The sequence below is a fragment of the Niastella sp. OAS944 genome, from assembly GCA_024809215.1.
Classification (GTDB): domain Bacteria; phylum Bacteroidota; class Bacteroidia; order Chitinophagales; family Chitinophagaceae; genus Niastella.
The window spans coordinates 2,025,683-2,041,123 of the sequence record JANUBW010000001.1 but is presented as its reverse complement, the minus strand read 5'-3'; the positions used below and the strand labels follow the sequence as shown (position 1 = coordinate 2,041,123).

Annotated in this window: 10 protein-coding genes; 5 read left to right on the top strand and 5 right to left on the bottom strand. The window is 45.1% G+C overall.

Annotated features, from left to right (window positions below):
• Nucleotides 1-43: 43 nt before the first annotated feature.
• The 3 genes from GGD38_RS07905 to recG form a co-directional block, all read right to left on the bottom strand.
• Nucleotides 44-1,066 carry a PorP/SprF family type IX secretion system membrane protein gene (locus GGD38_RS07905; protein ID WP_375298552.1) on the bottom strand — a complete coding sequence of 341 codons (1,023 nt, stop codon included), beginning with the start codon at nt 1,064-1,066 and terminating at the stop codon, nt 44-46.
• A gap of 292 nt (nt 1,067-1,358) precedes the next feature.
• The gene (locus tag GGD38_RS07900; protein ID WP_375298553.1) at nt 1,359-5,036 is read right to left on the bottom strand and encodes a PKD domain-containing protein; all 3,678 of its coding nucleotides are present in this window, start codon (nt 5,034-5,036) and stop codon (nt 1,359-1,361) included.
• 253 nt (nt 5,037-5,289) lie between these two features.
• On the bottom strand, nt 5,290-7,368 hold the full coding sequence (gene recG, locus GGD38_RS07895; RefSeq protein WP_375303813.1) for an ATP-dependent DNA helicase RecG: 2,079 nt from the start codon (nt 7,366-7,368) through the stop codon (nt 5,290-5,292).
• A gap of 542 nt (nt 7,369-7,910) precedes the next feature.
• Between recG and GGD38_RS07890 the strand changes: the two genes are divergently transcribed.
• Entirely contained in the window at nt 7,911-8,552 is a 642-nt protein-coding gene (locus GGD38_RS07890) for a DUF4136 domain-containing protein (protein ID WP_375298554.1), read from the top strand.
• Nucleotides 8,553-8,584: 32 nt separating this feature from the next.
• Nucleotides 8,585-9,220 (top strand): porin family protein, encoded by a 636-nt coding sequence (locus GGD38_RS07885; RefSeq protein WP_375298555.1) that lies wholly within the window; start codon nt 8,585-8,587, stop codon nt 9,218-9,220.
• A gap of 165 nt (nt 9,221-9,385) precedes the next feature.
• On the opposite strand, the gene GGD38_RS07880 is transcribed toward GGD38_RS07885, so the two are convergent.
• Nucleotides 9,386-9,937 (bottom strand): YqgE/AlgH family protein, encoded by a 552-nt coding sequence (locus GGD38_RS07880; protein ID WP_375298556.1) that lies wholly within the window; start codon nt 9,935-9,937, stop codon nt 9,386-9,388.
• Between the two features lie 294 nt (nt 9,938-10,231).
• On the opposite strand from GGD38_RS07880, the gene GGD38_RS07875 reads away from it, so the two are divergent.
• Nucleotides 10,232-11,623 (top strand): sensor histidine kinase, encoded by a 1,392-nt coding sequence (locus tag GGD38_RS07875; RefSeq protein ID WP_375298557.1) that lies wholly within the window; start codon nt 10,232-10,234, stop codon nt 11,621-11,623.
• Here the strand turns inward: GGD38_RS07875 and GGD38_RS07870 are convergent.
• Complete coding sequence (locus GGD38_RS07870; protein ID WP_375298558.1) at nt 11,586-12,815, bottom strand: S-adenosylmethionine:tRNA ribosyltransferase-isomerase; 1,230 nt, start codon at nt 12,813-12,815, stop codon at nt 11,586-11,588. The genes GGD38_RS07875 and GGD38_RS07870 overlap by 38 nt on opposite strands.
• Nucleotides 12,816-13,928: 1,113 nt before the next feature.
• On the opposite strand from GGD38_RS07870, the gene mraZ reads away from it, so the two are divergent.
• Both mraZ and rsmH read left to right on the top strand, forming a co-directional pair.
• A complete protein-coding gene (gene mraZ, locus GGD38_RS07865) occupies nt 13,929-14,393 on the top strand; it encodes a division/cell wall cluster transcriptional repressor MraZ (protein ID WP_132561826.1) in 465 nt (154 codons plus the stop codon).
• Nucleotides 14,394-14,397: 4 nt separating this feature from the next.
• Nucleotides 14,398-15,321, top strand: coding sequence for a 16S rRNA (cytosine(1402)-N(4))-methyltransferase RsmH (gene rsmH / locus GGD38_RS07860; RefSeq protein WP_375298559.1), 924 nt, complete (start codon nt 14,398-14,400; stop codon nt 15,319-15,321).
• The last annotated feature ends 120 nt before the right edge of the window (nt 15,322-15,441 follow it).

Here is a 15,441-nt window from a genome sequence, read left to right as displayed (position 1 = left end):
GGTGCAATGATAAGGAATAAGGGATACAGGTTTAACGTTATTTCTAATACTTAAAGCTGGGGCAGATTGATTGTCTTCTATCGCCGTTATACTCATTATAGAACCCATGCCTAAGCAATGCAAATTCAAATGCTCCGCGGCCCTGGTTGTATTGTTTCAACGATGAAGTAGTAGCGTCGTAAGTGAACATAAGCTTAATGGCTTTCCATTCAAAACCTATCATAGGTATAAATGCATCACCGGCGCGGTAATATATACCACCTATGAGTTGTGTTTCACCATCGCCCGATAAATTGTATTGTACGTTACCACCGGCCACCAGTTCATTTGTTTTTGTAGTGGTGCTATAGTAAGCCATGGGGTTTATGATCACCTGATCGTTCAATTTATAACTGGCGTTCACAAAAGCATTATAACGTGGTGCAATACGGCTATCGTAACCACTTAATGAATCGGCCGTTGTAAAGAACGACTCACGTGGTTTGTTTATATGCCAGGCCGAAATACCGCCGTTAAGATAAAGTTTGTCGGTAGGAAAGTAAGCGTAGTTAAGACCTACCTGCATATCGAAATAATTAATATTAGGAGCATCTATTACTACACTGGTAGGCATGTTGCTATCGAAGAACTTGCCATCGAACTGATCGGGAAATTTAAGATCGGTTACATTGATCCTTTTATTGGCCCAGCCTACGTTAAACCCAAGTGATAACAAATGCGCCACACCCAGCATTTGATGGTAAGCTGCCGACCCGTATATTTTGGTAGAAGTAAGACCACCCGACCCGGCAACATCACGAAGTATAACACCACCAAGGCCCAGCCAGCCGCTTTCAATACGATCTCTGAACACCTGGGCATCGCCCCAAATGCTCATGGTTTTATAAGGAACACTCATGATGGACGACCACTGGTTGCGATAATTCACACCTATGCGGTAATCGGCATCGGGTATAAAACCTGTATTAGCGGGATTGGTTGTGAGCGGGGAATTAAACCATTGAGAAAAATGCATATCCTGGGCCGATGCCTGAAAGCAAAAACTTACAACACATGATAAGGTCACCAGCACGATTTTCAGAAATCGGTTTACTATATCCCGGGTCACAGGGGGCCGCATTGATTTAATTGCATTAAGTTTTTTCATAACCACCTGCTTAAAAGTACAATTTGTTAAATGCCGTTAAAGCTTTTAATTGTCTTTAACGTTTTATTACCAAAGGGAGTTCAGCCTTAAGCTGCTGCACAGAGCGCCTCTATCACCTTTATCAACTCTATCAACCTTTCAACTATTACTCAATCTGCCGCACAGATTAAATCCTCGTCAACTCGTCAACCTGTTAACTTGTTAACTATACCTACCGTATCAACGTAATATCCCCCGTCTTCCTTAGCTTTCTTCCGTCGGAAAATTCCACATCGAGCGTATACGCATATACATCCATTGGCTGGGGTTTGCCATTGTACATACCATCCCAGCCTATTTTTCGGTTATTGGTCTCAAATACCACGGTGCCCCAACGGTTATAAATTTTCCAGGTCATTTTTGCAATACCAAAACCTGCAACGGAAATATAACTGTTTCGGCCAAAGCGGCCAGGTGTAAAGGCATTGGGCACATCGAGCAACGGATCTATAATAGCTTCTACCGCCCGGCATAGTGTATCGCTACATTCCCATTCGTTAAAAGTAATAAGGCATGCATTAAAGGTGCCGGTAGCATTGTATTGATGTGAAACGGTATCCATTGTTGTTTTAATGGTTGAATCACCATCGCCAAACAACCACACATAACGGGCGCCACCAGACGAGAGGTTGGTGAATATGGTTGGTCTGTTTGTTTGGGGCGGAACCGGTGCAAACGAAAAGTCCGCCGTAGGCAACGGATGCACACCAATTTCAAAAGTTGTTGAATCAATAATGTTACAGGTGCTGCTATCAACTGCTACCAATTGTACTGTGTACGTGCCTATGTTGTTGTATACGTGCACCGGGTTTACTTCTGTTGATTTGGGTGAGCCATCACCAAAATCCCAGGTGAATGTTTGTCCGGCCAGTGATGTATTATTGAAGATAGCCGTATAGGGTGCACAGCCCGATGCCGGGGTTTCGAACCTTGCATCAACCAATGGCGATACGCGCAGATCTTTTACTGCCGAATCGGGCGAGTTACAATACGCGGTATCATTCAGGATCAATTTCGTTTTGTAAGTACCTGCCGATGCAAATGAGTGCTGTACTATGGTGTCGCCTGGTGTTATACGGGTGCCATCGCCAAAATCCCACGTAAAGCTGCCGGGCTTAAATGGTTTGTTTGGCGGAAAGCTGGTGACGTTGGTAAACTCGTATAACAGCGATTGGCAGGGGGGCTGTTTTATGGCCGTAAAAGCAGGGTAGGCCGGGTCGCTGCGTACATGCACGATTACGTAACCGGTATCTCTTTCGTTACAGGTAGTGGGATCAATGGCAATTAAGCGTACCCGGTAGTCGCCTACTGCAGCAAACTGGTGCGCTACCTCGCTGTTTGTTGTAGTTACATCGGGTGTGCCATCGCCAAACGACCATTCATAACTTTTTGCATTGAGTATGGTGTCTTTCAGCACTACATCAAAGGGCGCACAACCCAGGGTATCTATTACACCGTTATAAAACGACTGCGGGCCTGCAGCTACGCCTGCAAAGTTGAACGCTATTTTTGCTGCCGCCAGGTTACAGTTTGAAGTACCTGTACCATTCGTGGGGCCCCAAACGCCGGCAGTAATGGGGTAGGGTGCTGAAATGGACCCTGCGTTGGAGCCGAAACAGTTGGCGCAAATAGCCTGGTATATAACACCCTGCGCATCGAAACGGCTGGTACCTCCATCTACGTGCTCGCCCTCACCACCGGTTTGACCAAAGAAGGAGCCATACAACAGGGAGGCTGCATCTTTCTTTATAACTATAAAATAAAAATCGTGATTATCTGTAAGTGTCTTTAACGCATCGGGCGTTGTAGGCATACCGGCCACGCCCGACATATTGAAAGGGTCGCGTCCGTTATTCGAGATCCAGCCGCCCCAGCCGGAGATATATACATTCTCGCACCGGTCAACCAGAAAAGCTACCGGTGATATATTGGGGCGCCCGGCGCCATTACCAAATGTGGTTGAATATTGAAAACCCGAAAAGTCGGGCTGCAATTTTGCAACAAACTGTCGTGAGTTACCACCATTATAAGGGGCATTTTGTATAGGCCAGGTGCCTTCGGTAATTCCCATAATGTAGGGAATGCCCAGTTTATCGAACTTTATACCGTATACGGCATCAAACGCACCGGTACCCATATACGAACTGCGAACGATGGCCGAACCATTATTGGTTATTTGTGCCACAAAACCATCGGTAATGCCACCCTGGTTGCTGCCCTGGTACACACCGGCGTGGTTGCCGGGTAAATTATCACTGGCAGTAGCGCCACCCACATACAAGTCATTGGTGATGGGGTTAACGGCCATAACAAATGCACCATCGTCTTTTGAGCCGCCCAAATAACTGCTCCATATAACGGTGTTACAGGTAGGGTCAATTTTTACCACCACGCCATCCTGGCCGCCGCCTGTTGTTTGCTGAAAAGCGCCGGGAGTTGTTTTGAAATTGTCTGACCGGCTTTGTGCTGCAATTACAATGTTGCCGCCATTATCGAGCGATACTTCACTGCGTGAATCGTCGCCGTAAAAGCGTAGGGTAGAAGTGAGGTTGATGGCACCGCCTTCCTGCATATCGCTAACATTCACCCCATCGGCGCCACTACCGCCCAAACGCATGGAACCTATTATGCCGGTACCGGCTGCATTTAGCTTGGTAACGCAAATATCGGCGCCACCGCCTGGCCCAAACAGGGTGCCGGGATAGCGCGAGCTATAGGTTCTGCCCATAACCACCAGGTTACCCTGGGCATCACTAATAAGACTATGCGGATAATCGTTCCCTTCGGCACCAAGGTAGGTAGCATATACCCGGCGTGCGCCATCGGGACTGAATTTAAAAATACCTATATCAACCCCGCCATTGGCCGAACCGCCCTGGTAGCTTGTTTGATAAGCACCCGGCGATACGGGGAACCCACTGCCAAATACAATACCGCCCGAGAACAGCGACCCATCGGGGCCGGGTGTGGCGGTAAAACCATATTGACCAGCCTTGCTGCCGGTAAATGAAGAAAATATAAGTACAGGATCAATAACAAGGGTGCTTGTTTTTGAATAGTTGCCTACTTTAAACCGCACGGTGTTTTTATCAACCAGCTCGTAGGCACAGGTAGTTTCCTGTTTGCCTTTGATCTGATCGAACTGGTAAGAATAGGGATATAATTCTTTTACTTCGCCAACCGATGTTTTAATAACAAGCTGTTGGTTCTTTATTGATAATTTATCGGCGCCTTCATACCGCATCAATATCTTATTGGGATCGCCGCCGGGGTTTACAATAAGATCGTATTTCAACTGCCCGTTCTCCGAAAAATAGCGCACATCAATATTGGGGTAAATATTTTTGTACAGCACGCCCTGGTATATCTGCACATTACTGGCCCATTTTGAAGGGTCGTTACCAATGAAGTAATTGCTGTAGGTGGAGAGTGGTTTATCGGGCGAAATTTGCGGGTTGTCGCTGGCGCCAACGAATTGCATTTGGTAGGCGTGTGAGCGAATGGTGTAATTAGGATAGGTTGGGGTGCCGTTACCGTTGCCCGGTTTTCCAATATGAGCGCCCTCGGGATCGCTGGTGCGGGCATTGCTTTTGGCCGAAACAGTTTTGTCGTTTACCTCGCCATGTTGGCGTTGAAAAAATTTAAGGAGGTCGCCCGGGTTGTGCTGCACTACGGTAAAACCGTTTGCATGCAAATAGAAATCACCCGCAGGCAGTTCACCTTTAAATTTTATTTTACTTTCCCACTGGCCTTTATTCTCGGTAAATTCAAAAGTAGACGGCCCCTCTTGAGCAAGCGAATCAAGAGCTGTAACGGTAAGAAGAAGTATGATCAAACTAAATCTGCCCAATTCCTATCGATTTTCAATTTAATATAATATAACGTTTATTCTATTCTGTTCTTACCTGCGTGGTTAATATTAATCAGATATTAAGCCCTTGCAGCGTATGTATAAATAGCAGGAGATGGAATAATTAAAAAGTATCTGTTACTTTTATAACAGACCTTATTTCTTAGTAAGCAGTTAGGTATTTACAATTTACGAACCCAAATTCAAATTGTAAACTATGTGAATAAGCAGAATTGGTTTTATATACAGAAACCTACGAGATCTTGCTCCAGGCAGTTTTACCTGTTAGCGATTGCAGGTGATTTTTAAGCTGCAAATTGTTTGCCGAGGTTAGGTCAGGATCTTCATCCAGCAATCGTTCGGCCATTTCGCGGGCAATTTCGAGCCACTTCTTATCCTGAACAATGCTGGCCAGTTTAAAATTCAATGCACCGCTTTGCCTGGTACCCTCAATATCGCCGGGGCCTCTGAGCTCAAGATCTTTTTCTGCTATTTTAAAACCGTCGTTCGTAGCACACATGATCTTTAACCTTTCGCGGGCATCATTGTTCAGTTTTGAACCAGATAAAAGTATGCAGAAGCTTTTTTCGGCCCCCCGCCCAACGCGGCCCCGTAACTGGTGTAATTGCGAGAGCCCGAATTTCTCGGCATTCTCAATTACCATTACGCTTGCATTGGGTACATCAACCCCCACCTCTATCACCGTTGTTCCTACCATGATCTGAGTATCATTGGCCTTAAAACGTTGCATGTTGGTGGTACGCACATCGGCAGTTTGCCGCCCGTGCACCATACTGATCCAATACTTAGGTTCCGGAAAATAGGCCTGCACATTTTCGTATCCCTTCATCAGGTTTTCATAATCAAGTTTCTCCGATTCTTCAATGAGCGGAAAGATGATATATGCCTGCCGGCCCTTTACAATTTCAGCCTTTATAAAGCTCATTACCTCACTGCGCTTGTCGTCATTACGATGTACGGTTAATATAGGCTTACGGTTGGGTGGCAGCTCGTCAATTATGCTTGTGTCTAAATCGCCGTAAGCCGTCATGGCCAGGGTACGCGGAATAGGTGTGGCCGTCATTACCAGCACATGGGGCGGAACCACAGCTTTTTGCCATAATTTGGCCCGCTGTGCCACGCCAAACCGGTGCTGCTCATCAACAATGGCCAGCCCCAGGTTCTTGAACTTCACCGAATCTTCGAGCAGGGCATGGGTACCCACTACAAAATGTATGGTACCATCTTCCAGCTGCTGCAGTATTTCTTTTCGCTCCTTTGTTTTGGTAGAACCGGTTAGTATGCGAACTTTTACCGGGAGTTCCTTTAGCAAACCGCTGATATTATTGTAATGCTGCTGGGTAAGAATTTCGGTAGGCGCCAGTAAACAGCCCTGGTAACCGTTATCAATAGCCAGTAGCAGCACCAATAAGGCTACAATGGTTTTACCACTACCTACATCACCCTGCAACAGCCGGTTCATTTGTTTGCCGCTGCCTGTATCGCGCCTGATCTCTTTTATAACTCTTTTTTGTGCGCCGGTCAATTGAAAGGGCAGGTGCTTTTCGTAAAAGGTGTTGAAAATTTCGCCTACCTGGCTAAATACTACGCCGCGTGAATAGCGGTGCCGTTGCTGCCGCAGCAGGCCCATACGCAGTTGTGCTATGAAAAACTCTTCGAATTTAAGCCGGTCAATGGCTTTTTCCCAGGTTTGCGGGTCGGGGGGGAAATGCATGCTTGTAAAAGCCTTGTAGCGGGGCATTAGTTGCAGGTGCTGCAATATTGAATCGGGCAGTATTTCAGGAATGTTGTTTTCCTGTAACATTTTAACCAGGGTTTCGGTAAAAACACCCAACTGGCGGCCGCCCATTCCCCGGGCCTTTAATTTTTCGGTGCTGGGGTACACCGGTTCCAGCGTGCTTTTGCCTTCCATCTTTTCCCGGCTGTAGGTCTCCATTTCGGGGTGTGTGATCTGAGGTTTACCCTGAAAAAAGCTCACCTTCCCATATACCAGGAAAGCCTGGCCCAGGGCCAGCGATTTTTGTATATAGGTAATACCCTGAAACCAAATAAGCTCAAGGGTACCCGTGCCATCGAATATTTCGGCCACCAGGCGTTTTGCCCTTTTCTCACCTACAATACCAAAACTTCTTATCACCCCCTTTATTTGAATGAAATCGGTTTGCGGCGTAATGTCGCGCACCTGGTTCACCCTGGTTTTATCAATGTGACGGTAGGGCACCAGTTCGAGCATGTCCTTGAAGGTGTATATGTTCAGCTCTTTTTTGAGCAGATCGGCCCGTTGCGGCCCCACACCCTTCAGGTACTCAATGGGATTGGCTAATATGTCTACAGTTCCTTTAATGAGGCAAAAATACAGGTTTCAGGTTTCAAGTTCCAAGTTGCAGGTTAAGGTACCGGTTACCAGTTCCCTGTTTCCGGGCTTTTAGTGCGGCAGAGCTGGGTTTCCGTTATTGCTTCTTTTTTCAGTACGCCCCTTTTCCCAAAATATATCTGACAGCATTTAATAGGTAGGTTTTAAAATCGGGCTCCGGCAACCGGAACCTGGTAACGGGTAACAGGCTCCCTGGTTCGTACCTCCTTCGCCTTTTCTAAGTAAGAAAAGCATACGAACAGCGTACCAAGACCGTACTTAGCACGGACTTGGTACGGAGATGGTACGGACTTGGTACGGACTTGATGCGAACGAGGTATTAATGAGGTTTTAATTAAACCCCCGTTTGTTGGTAACAGTCTAAGGACGTATTCAAAATTTTGTAACATGTTACAAGCCTGTTAAGGAATGCGAATTGCAAACATTCAGGCATTGCGCTTGTTCCCTACTTATATTCAGGATGTTAAAACCAGTTAGTTATGAAGAAGACAGTAATTGCAGTGTTAGTGGCCTCGGGTATGCTGGCTTTTACCAGCTGCCGTAAAGATGCCGTTAAAAACCTTGAAGGCGACGAAGGACAGATTTACATTACCAAACATTCCGACTCGGTGAATTTCAGTTCGTTCCGAACGTTTAGCATAGCCGATTCGGTGGCCGTTATTAACAACAACCGGTTAGAAGGGAAGGTGAAGACCGATGTTGATGCCGCTTACATCAACACCGTTAAAGACCAAATGGTGCAACGTGGCTATACGTTGGTAGGCCGCGACCAAAACCCCGACCTGGGCATAAACATCAGCCGTATTTACAATACTTCAACCGGCGTTTTTGATTATGGCTCCTATTGGGACCCCTATTATGGTTCGTACTGGGACCCCTATTACTGGGGGTATGGCGGTTACGGGTATTATTTCCCATCCTATTACTTAGGTACCTATTCCATTACCGAAGGGGCTATGTCCATTGACATTTTTAACCTGCGCGATGCCAAACAAACCAATAAGATAAGCAGTGTGTGGAACGGCCTTGTACGGGGTACGGGCGTGTTTAGCGTGGCGGCCGGTAACAATGGCGTGAAAGCGCTTTTTGATCAAAGCACCTATTTCAAGGTGAGTAACTAGTTTTTATTAAGGAACATTAAAAGCTTACAGATATGAAAACGCAGTTGAGTATAGGCATGTTATTGATAGTGAGTATGTTGCTTTTAACAGCTGTACCGTTTGGCGCCAATGCGCAGGAAAGGACCTTACAACTTGACCTGAACTATGCCGTAGGTATACCATCGGGTTCGTTTAAAACCGATGTGGTTGATAAAACTTCAAGCCGCGGGTGGACGGCCAACCTGATGTACAATGTTACCAGTAACTGGTCGGTAGGGTTGGGTTTTGGTTTTCAGGATTTCTACCAAAAATATCCCCGCGCCGTGTATAAGCTGGAAGAAGGAGGGGAGGTATCGGCCGTGTTAACGAATTCAATACAAACCATTCCGTTGCTGGCCCAGGTGCAGTACCGATTTTTGCCGGGCAAAACGGTTCAACCCTATGTGGGCGTAGGTTTGGGCGGAAACATGATAGTGTATGAGCAATGGCTGGGTGAATTTGACAACAGCAAGAGTAGTTTTAAATTTGCTGCCCGGCCCGAGGCGGGTTTATTTATTCCATTCAGGAAAGAAGGCCCGGCGGGCATACATGTATTTGGCGCCTATAACTATATGCCATACAATGTGAGTGGGGTTGATAATTTGAACAACTGGGGAGCGGGATTGGGTGTGAAGTTTCCTTTACGATAAGTGGGGGCTTCATCAATATAGCAGAGATATTAATAGGCAATGGACAATAGGCAATGGGCAAATTTTGCTTGTTGCCTATTCTTTTCAATTGAAAGTTAACGATGTTGAGGAGTTGGTGGAGGGCTCAAACAGAGTGCTCCCATGTCAGTTGTCTATTGCCAATTGCTAATTGAGTTGTGGATCAACGGGGAAATTGGCCATCATTTCATAATCGCCGCCAAGGTGTTTGAGCGATTCTTTCCATATTTCATCGGCCTTGCGGTGAAATACCAGTTTGCGGGTTGCCTGGGCGGTAAGCCATGATTTTTCTTTCAATTCATCATTAAGCTGGCCGCTGCCCCAGCCACTGTAACCAATGAAAAACCGGATCTTTGTAGTATCTATGGAGCCGGCTTTAATGAGGGTAATGGCTGTTTCAAAATCGCCGCCCCAGTATATACCATCCAGCACTTCAAAGCTGCCAGGTATAAGGTCGGGGTATTGATGCAGGAAATGAATGGTATCCATTTGAACCGGCCCGCCATAAAAAACAGGAAGTTTAAGCTCGTCGAGGTCGTTCATCAGTTCATTGAGGGTGTGGCCAAAAACCCGGTTTATTACAAAACCAAAGCTGCCCTCTTCCTGGTGATCGCACAAAAACACTACTGTTCGGCTAAAATTCGGGTCCTTTAAAAAAGGTTCCGCAATGAGTAATATGCCTGGTCCTGGGTTTACCATATCCTAAATTAGCACTTAAAACGGCTATCTAAAATGATTGTTCAAAAATTTTAGCGATTCAATAAAACTTTTCTAAGTTAGTGCCTCAATTTAACGGGCTAACTTGGTAAAACTAAGTTAAACCATAGTATACGATTCTTGTGCCATAGGGCAACCTAAATTCGTTTATTAAATTTGCCGGTTAAAATTATCTGCTATGGGATGTTGTTCTTTTCCCATGTAACAGGAGGAAGTATTGAAGTAAAAGGTAACCGGTAGATAATGACAACAGCGGCGATATTAAAACCATATAATTTGCAATTAAGGAAAATTTTTCCTGTTATTATTGTGCTGATCAGCTTATCGCTGATAGGGACCATATATGTACAGTACAGCTGGTTGCGTACCATGCTGGTAGACAAACATGAAGAGTTTAAATACAAACTCATTCGCGGTATCAATGAAGTAGGTATGAGCCTGATGGACCAAAAGGGTTCCATGCCTTCTTTAAGGAGTTCGCGTTCGCGTCCCGATTTTTCGTGGCCTTCAGAGCAATTCAAGATGGAATACATGAAGCCGCCTACCATTGCACAAAAATTTACCGAGCAGGAAGTAGCTGAAAAACTACAAAAAGCTTTTGCGGCCCAAAACCTCAAAGATGTGAAGTTTGAATTTGCTATCACCTCCAACGTGAGCCTGCTTTCGTACGAAATAAAATCAAGAGCCTATCTTAACCAGGTAGAAGATACGGCCAGCGATCGTAACCTGGTATTGTACTACCTTTTTCAACCCCCCAGTGGCAGCGACCTCGAGAACATGGTGCCGGAAGAAACTATGACGGTGGTTGTACCCAATGTTAAAAAGATCGTACTTAGTGAAATGCGCTGGATGATCGTGGGCGCCATCTTCTTCACCCTTATGATCATCACTGCTTTTTATATTACGGTGAACGCCTTGTTACGCCAGAAAAAGCTGAGCGAAATAAAGAACGACTTCATTAATAATATGACGCACGAGTTCAAAACGCCATTGGCCACCATTTCGCTGGCAGTAGATGCTTTGCGTAATGAAAAAGTGGCGCAGGACCGTGAAAAGATGAACTACTTCAGCAGTATTATTAAAGAAGAGAACAAACGAATGAACAAGCATGTGGAAACCATTCTGCAGGCTGCCGTAATGGACCGTCAGGAAATTACCCTTAACAAGGTGCCATTACATGTTCACGATCTTATTCATGACATCATGGATAATTACATTCTGGTGCTTGATGAAAAAGGCGCCCATGCAGAATTAAGTCTCGATGCCAGGTTTGATTTTGTTGAGGCCGACCAGGTACACTTCCGCAACCTGATATCGAACCTGGTTGACAATGCGGTTAAATATTCAAAAGAGAACCTGTTGATTAAAATCGCTACTTATAATACCAATAAAGCTATAGGCATACGTATTGAAGATAATGGTATTGGTATGAGCAAGGAAACGGTTCGCCGTATCTTCGAAAAGTTCTATCGCGCCCATACGGGTAATATCCACAATGTAAAAGGGTTTGGTTTAGGCTTAAGTTATGTGAAGACCGTTGTCGATGCCCATGATGGCAAGATCAAGGTTGATAGCGTACTGGGCAAAGGATCGGCCTTCACACTCGAAATTCCATTAGCGAAAGAACAGGTTAATGCCGAAATAACAGGCAGCCATCGCCATAGCTAAGAAAGCGAAACTCATTTTCTAACGCATACGTATAAATTTTTCGCCAGTCGCTACCAACAAATGCAGCTACCAATAAAAGCAGCGTTGATTGCGGCTGGTGAAAATTTGTTACCAGTGCATTGGGAATTTGGAAGGTATAACCCGGTGCTATCAATAGCGATGTTTTGGTAATAATGCGATTGAGCCCCCGCTTTTGCAAATAACTTATTAAATTTTCAAGGGCCGTTTTCGCTGGTACCGGAGCACCATTTTGCTCATATGGGTACCACTGATGTACTACCAATTCTTCGAGTGGGCAATCAGGTTCATGCGTAGCTTTCACCCCAAGCCAGTAAAGGCTTTCCACCGTTCTTAATGAAGTGGTGCCCACCACGGTAATTTGTTTACTGAGGTATTGAAGTATACATGTAATAGTATCAATAGTAACATCGATGAACTCGGCGTGCATGGGATGCCCGCTCATAGTATCACTTTTCACCGGTTTAAAAGTACCGGCGCCCACATGCAGGGTAACGTACTCACGGTGTATTTGTTTTTGACTAAACTGTTCAAAAACTGCATTGGTAAAATGCAAACCTGCTGTTGGAGCGGCTACCGATCCTTCGGTATTGGCATAAATGGTTTGGTACCGGTCGCTATCGGTTTGTTCAACCGTACGTTTTATATATGGAGGAAGTGGAATATTACCTGCTACATGCAACACTTCTGCAAAAGTGAGCGAAGCGGGCGTCCACGAAAGCTCAATGGCAAAGCTGTCTTTTTCTTTACCCAGGTACCGGGCCTGCAGAATAACTTCCTGGCCATTCCAGTCCATTCGTTTTTCAAGAATTTGACCGGGTTTCCATTTTGAGGCGCCGCCGATAAGGCAGATCCAGGTAACCTTGCCCTGCTGCGTCATGGCCGAGGTCATGTCGGCATATTGGGGCGGCGGTTCCAGACAAAAAATTTCCACTACTGCTCCGGTTGGTTTTTGAAACAGCAGGCGGGCGGCCACTACTTTGGTGTTATTAAAGATGAGAAGAGAGTCGGATGATAAGTGCCGGGCGATGTTGCGGTAAATATCTTCTGAAATTGCTCCGTTTTTGTAAAGAAGTAAACGGGAGCTGTCTCTTTCGGGGAGCGGGTACCGGGCAATTTTTTGTTCCGGCAGCTCATAGGTAAAATCGTGAACGGATAGTTCTTTTGGATGCATCTTGTATGCGGCAAACTGCCGCGGTTTTGATGAGAGGCAAAGGTAAGGGAATCAATTGGCAATAGACAATAGGCAACGGGCAATAAGCAATAGGCAATTGACGATAGGCAAAAGGAGATTCGCGATTAAAAGGGACGACCGAATATCGGCAATCCTTGCCTTTTGCCCATTGCCAATTACCCATTGACTGTGATGATCGGTAAGCTGCAAATACACGCAAAGGGGACTGAAACTGAGTGGGGGCGGGTCCTTTTTTACCTGTATCGGGTCATGTTGTGACTAAAAAATACCGCTATTAGTTTTCAACAATTAGCAAAAAGTTGACATGGATTTAGTTTTTAATTTATTTAAATAAAATATTGACGTGTATTAATTTATTCCGTAACTTGGTGGCATAGGATAAGGTTTAATGGTTAATGGTATTTGATTAGTGCAGCCTCCCCTCCGGGAGGCTTTTTTATTTTTAGTCACGAAAGGAATTACTCGTTTGGCTGAAAAGCATATTCTGTTAGTGGGTCAGGGATGAATGGTATGAAGACTTCCCCCACTTTCTACCACCAATTTTTAAAAACCAAGCATACTACTTTGCCACGTGACTTACATTTTTTCCCACCGGGCTGTTTAGTCGCAAAAGCCCCACCCTAAAAACCGGAGTTGACCTTTAAAAGACATAAACTGTGAACGCCGAACCATAAACAGTAAACTTCTTCCTTCATTTTCTCCCACCAGGGCTATTTTTGAGTATGGTTTTGACATTTTTTCCCACCGGTTCTAAGCTCCGAAAATGACATTTCCCTTTTCTCCCACCGGCAAAATGGGCTGTTTTGATGACTAAACAGGGCGTTTTTGATAAGTATTTGAACTTAAATGAAGATAGAAATAACACTTAGCCGGCTAATTCACAGCTTACGCACAGTTATTCACATTAATTCACATAGTTGTGCACATCCTTTGATAGAAAAGAAGGTAGAAAACCGCTGGAAACCGTTGTGGACCACCAGTATACAAATAATAATCCTTGTGGAAAAAATATTCTTTCCAAATTCAGGTTAGAAAGTGGGAAAAAGTGTTATTTTGTGTAGGTATTAGTCAAACGGGTGCAACTCATTGTAAATGATACAATTTCTCGGAGAATACGAGGTTACTTTAGACGCTAAGGGTCGTTTTCTCCTACCAGCGGGAATCAAAAAACAACTGCCGGAGGATGCGGGTGACCAGTTTGTCATAGCTCGTGGTTTTGAAAAATGTTTGACTTTATATCCTAAAAAAAATTGGGATCCTATACTTGCCGAACTAAGTAAAGTTAGCGAATACAAGGCCGAAAATAGGGAGTTCTTAAGATATTTCACAATGGGGGCATCGCTTAGTGAATTAGATTCTGCGGGGCGCATGCTGATACCACCCAATTTAAAAGCCCACGCCGGGCTTGAAAAAGATGTAGTACTGGTTTCTGTTATCAATAAAATTGAGATCTGGGATAAAGTTAAGTACCAACAGTTCTTTGAGTCTTTTACACCGGAAAAGTACAGCGATCTGGCAGAGCGGGTAATGGGTGGTCAAAATACTACACAATTGTAATGTTATGAGTGAGCCTGTTTACCATGTACCGGTTTTATTGCACGAGGTCATCGACGGATTGAACATTCGCCCGAACGGGGTGTATGTTGATTGTACCTTTGGTGGCGGCGGCCATTCCCTGGAAATACTAAAACATCTTAACGCCGAAGGGCGTATGGTTGTTTTCGATCAGGATGCAGATGCTCGTAAAAATGTGCCCGATGATGATCGTATCATTTTTGTTCCGCACAATTTCAGGCACCTGCAGCGGTTTTGCCGGCTACACAAAATAACACAGGTTGATGGCATTCTTGCCGACCTTGGTGTTAGCAGTCATCAGTTCGATACAGCCGACCGCGGGTTTAGCACCCGTTTTGAAGGCGACCTCGATATGCGTATGGACCAGCGGCAGCAACTAACCGCTTTTGAAGTGGTTAACACCTACGATGAACAACGGTTGCATAAGTTGTTTGAACAGTATGGTGAAGTAACCAACTCAAAAACACTGGCACGCACCATTGTTCAGGTTCGTAAAACGGCATCGCTTAAAACCATCTCCAACTTTAAACAGGCACTGCACTCGGTAGTAAAAGGAAACCCAAATAAATACTTTGCCCAGGTATTTCAGGCTTTGCGTATTGAGGTGAATGATGAATTAGGCGCGTTAAAAGAAATGCTGCAACAGGTTCCCCCCCTGTTAAAACCCACCGGCCGTGTGGCTATCATAACTTTTCATTCTTTGGAAGACCGGATCGTGAAGAATTTTTTTCGCAAAGGGCATTTTGAAGAAGAAGAAGTGGATGTTGACCCGTTCGGATTACAAACCTCCACACCACCCCTCAAAGCAATAACTAAAAAGCCAATCGTTCCAACCGAAGCCGAAATGAAAAGAAATTCCCGTGCACGAAGTGCCCGGTTACGAGTAGCGGAGAGAGTAGAAGAACAATAGACAATAGGCAATAAGCAATAATACAGCAATTGATGAATGGGGCTAAAGATTAGAGGCGAGGACATAAGGCACGGCAACTTTGCCAATTGCCCATTGTCAATTGCCAATTGATTAAACAGA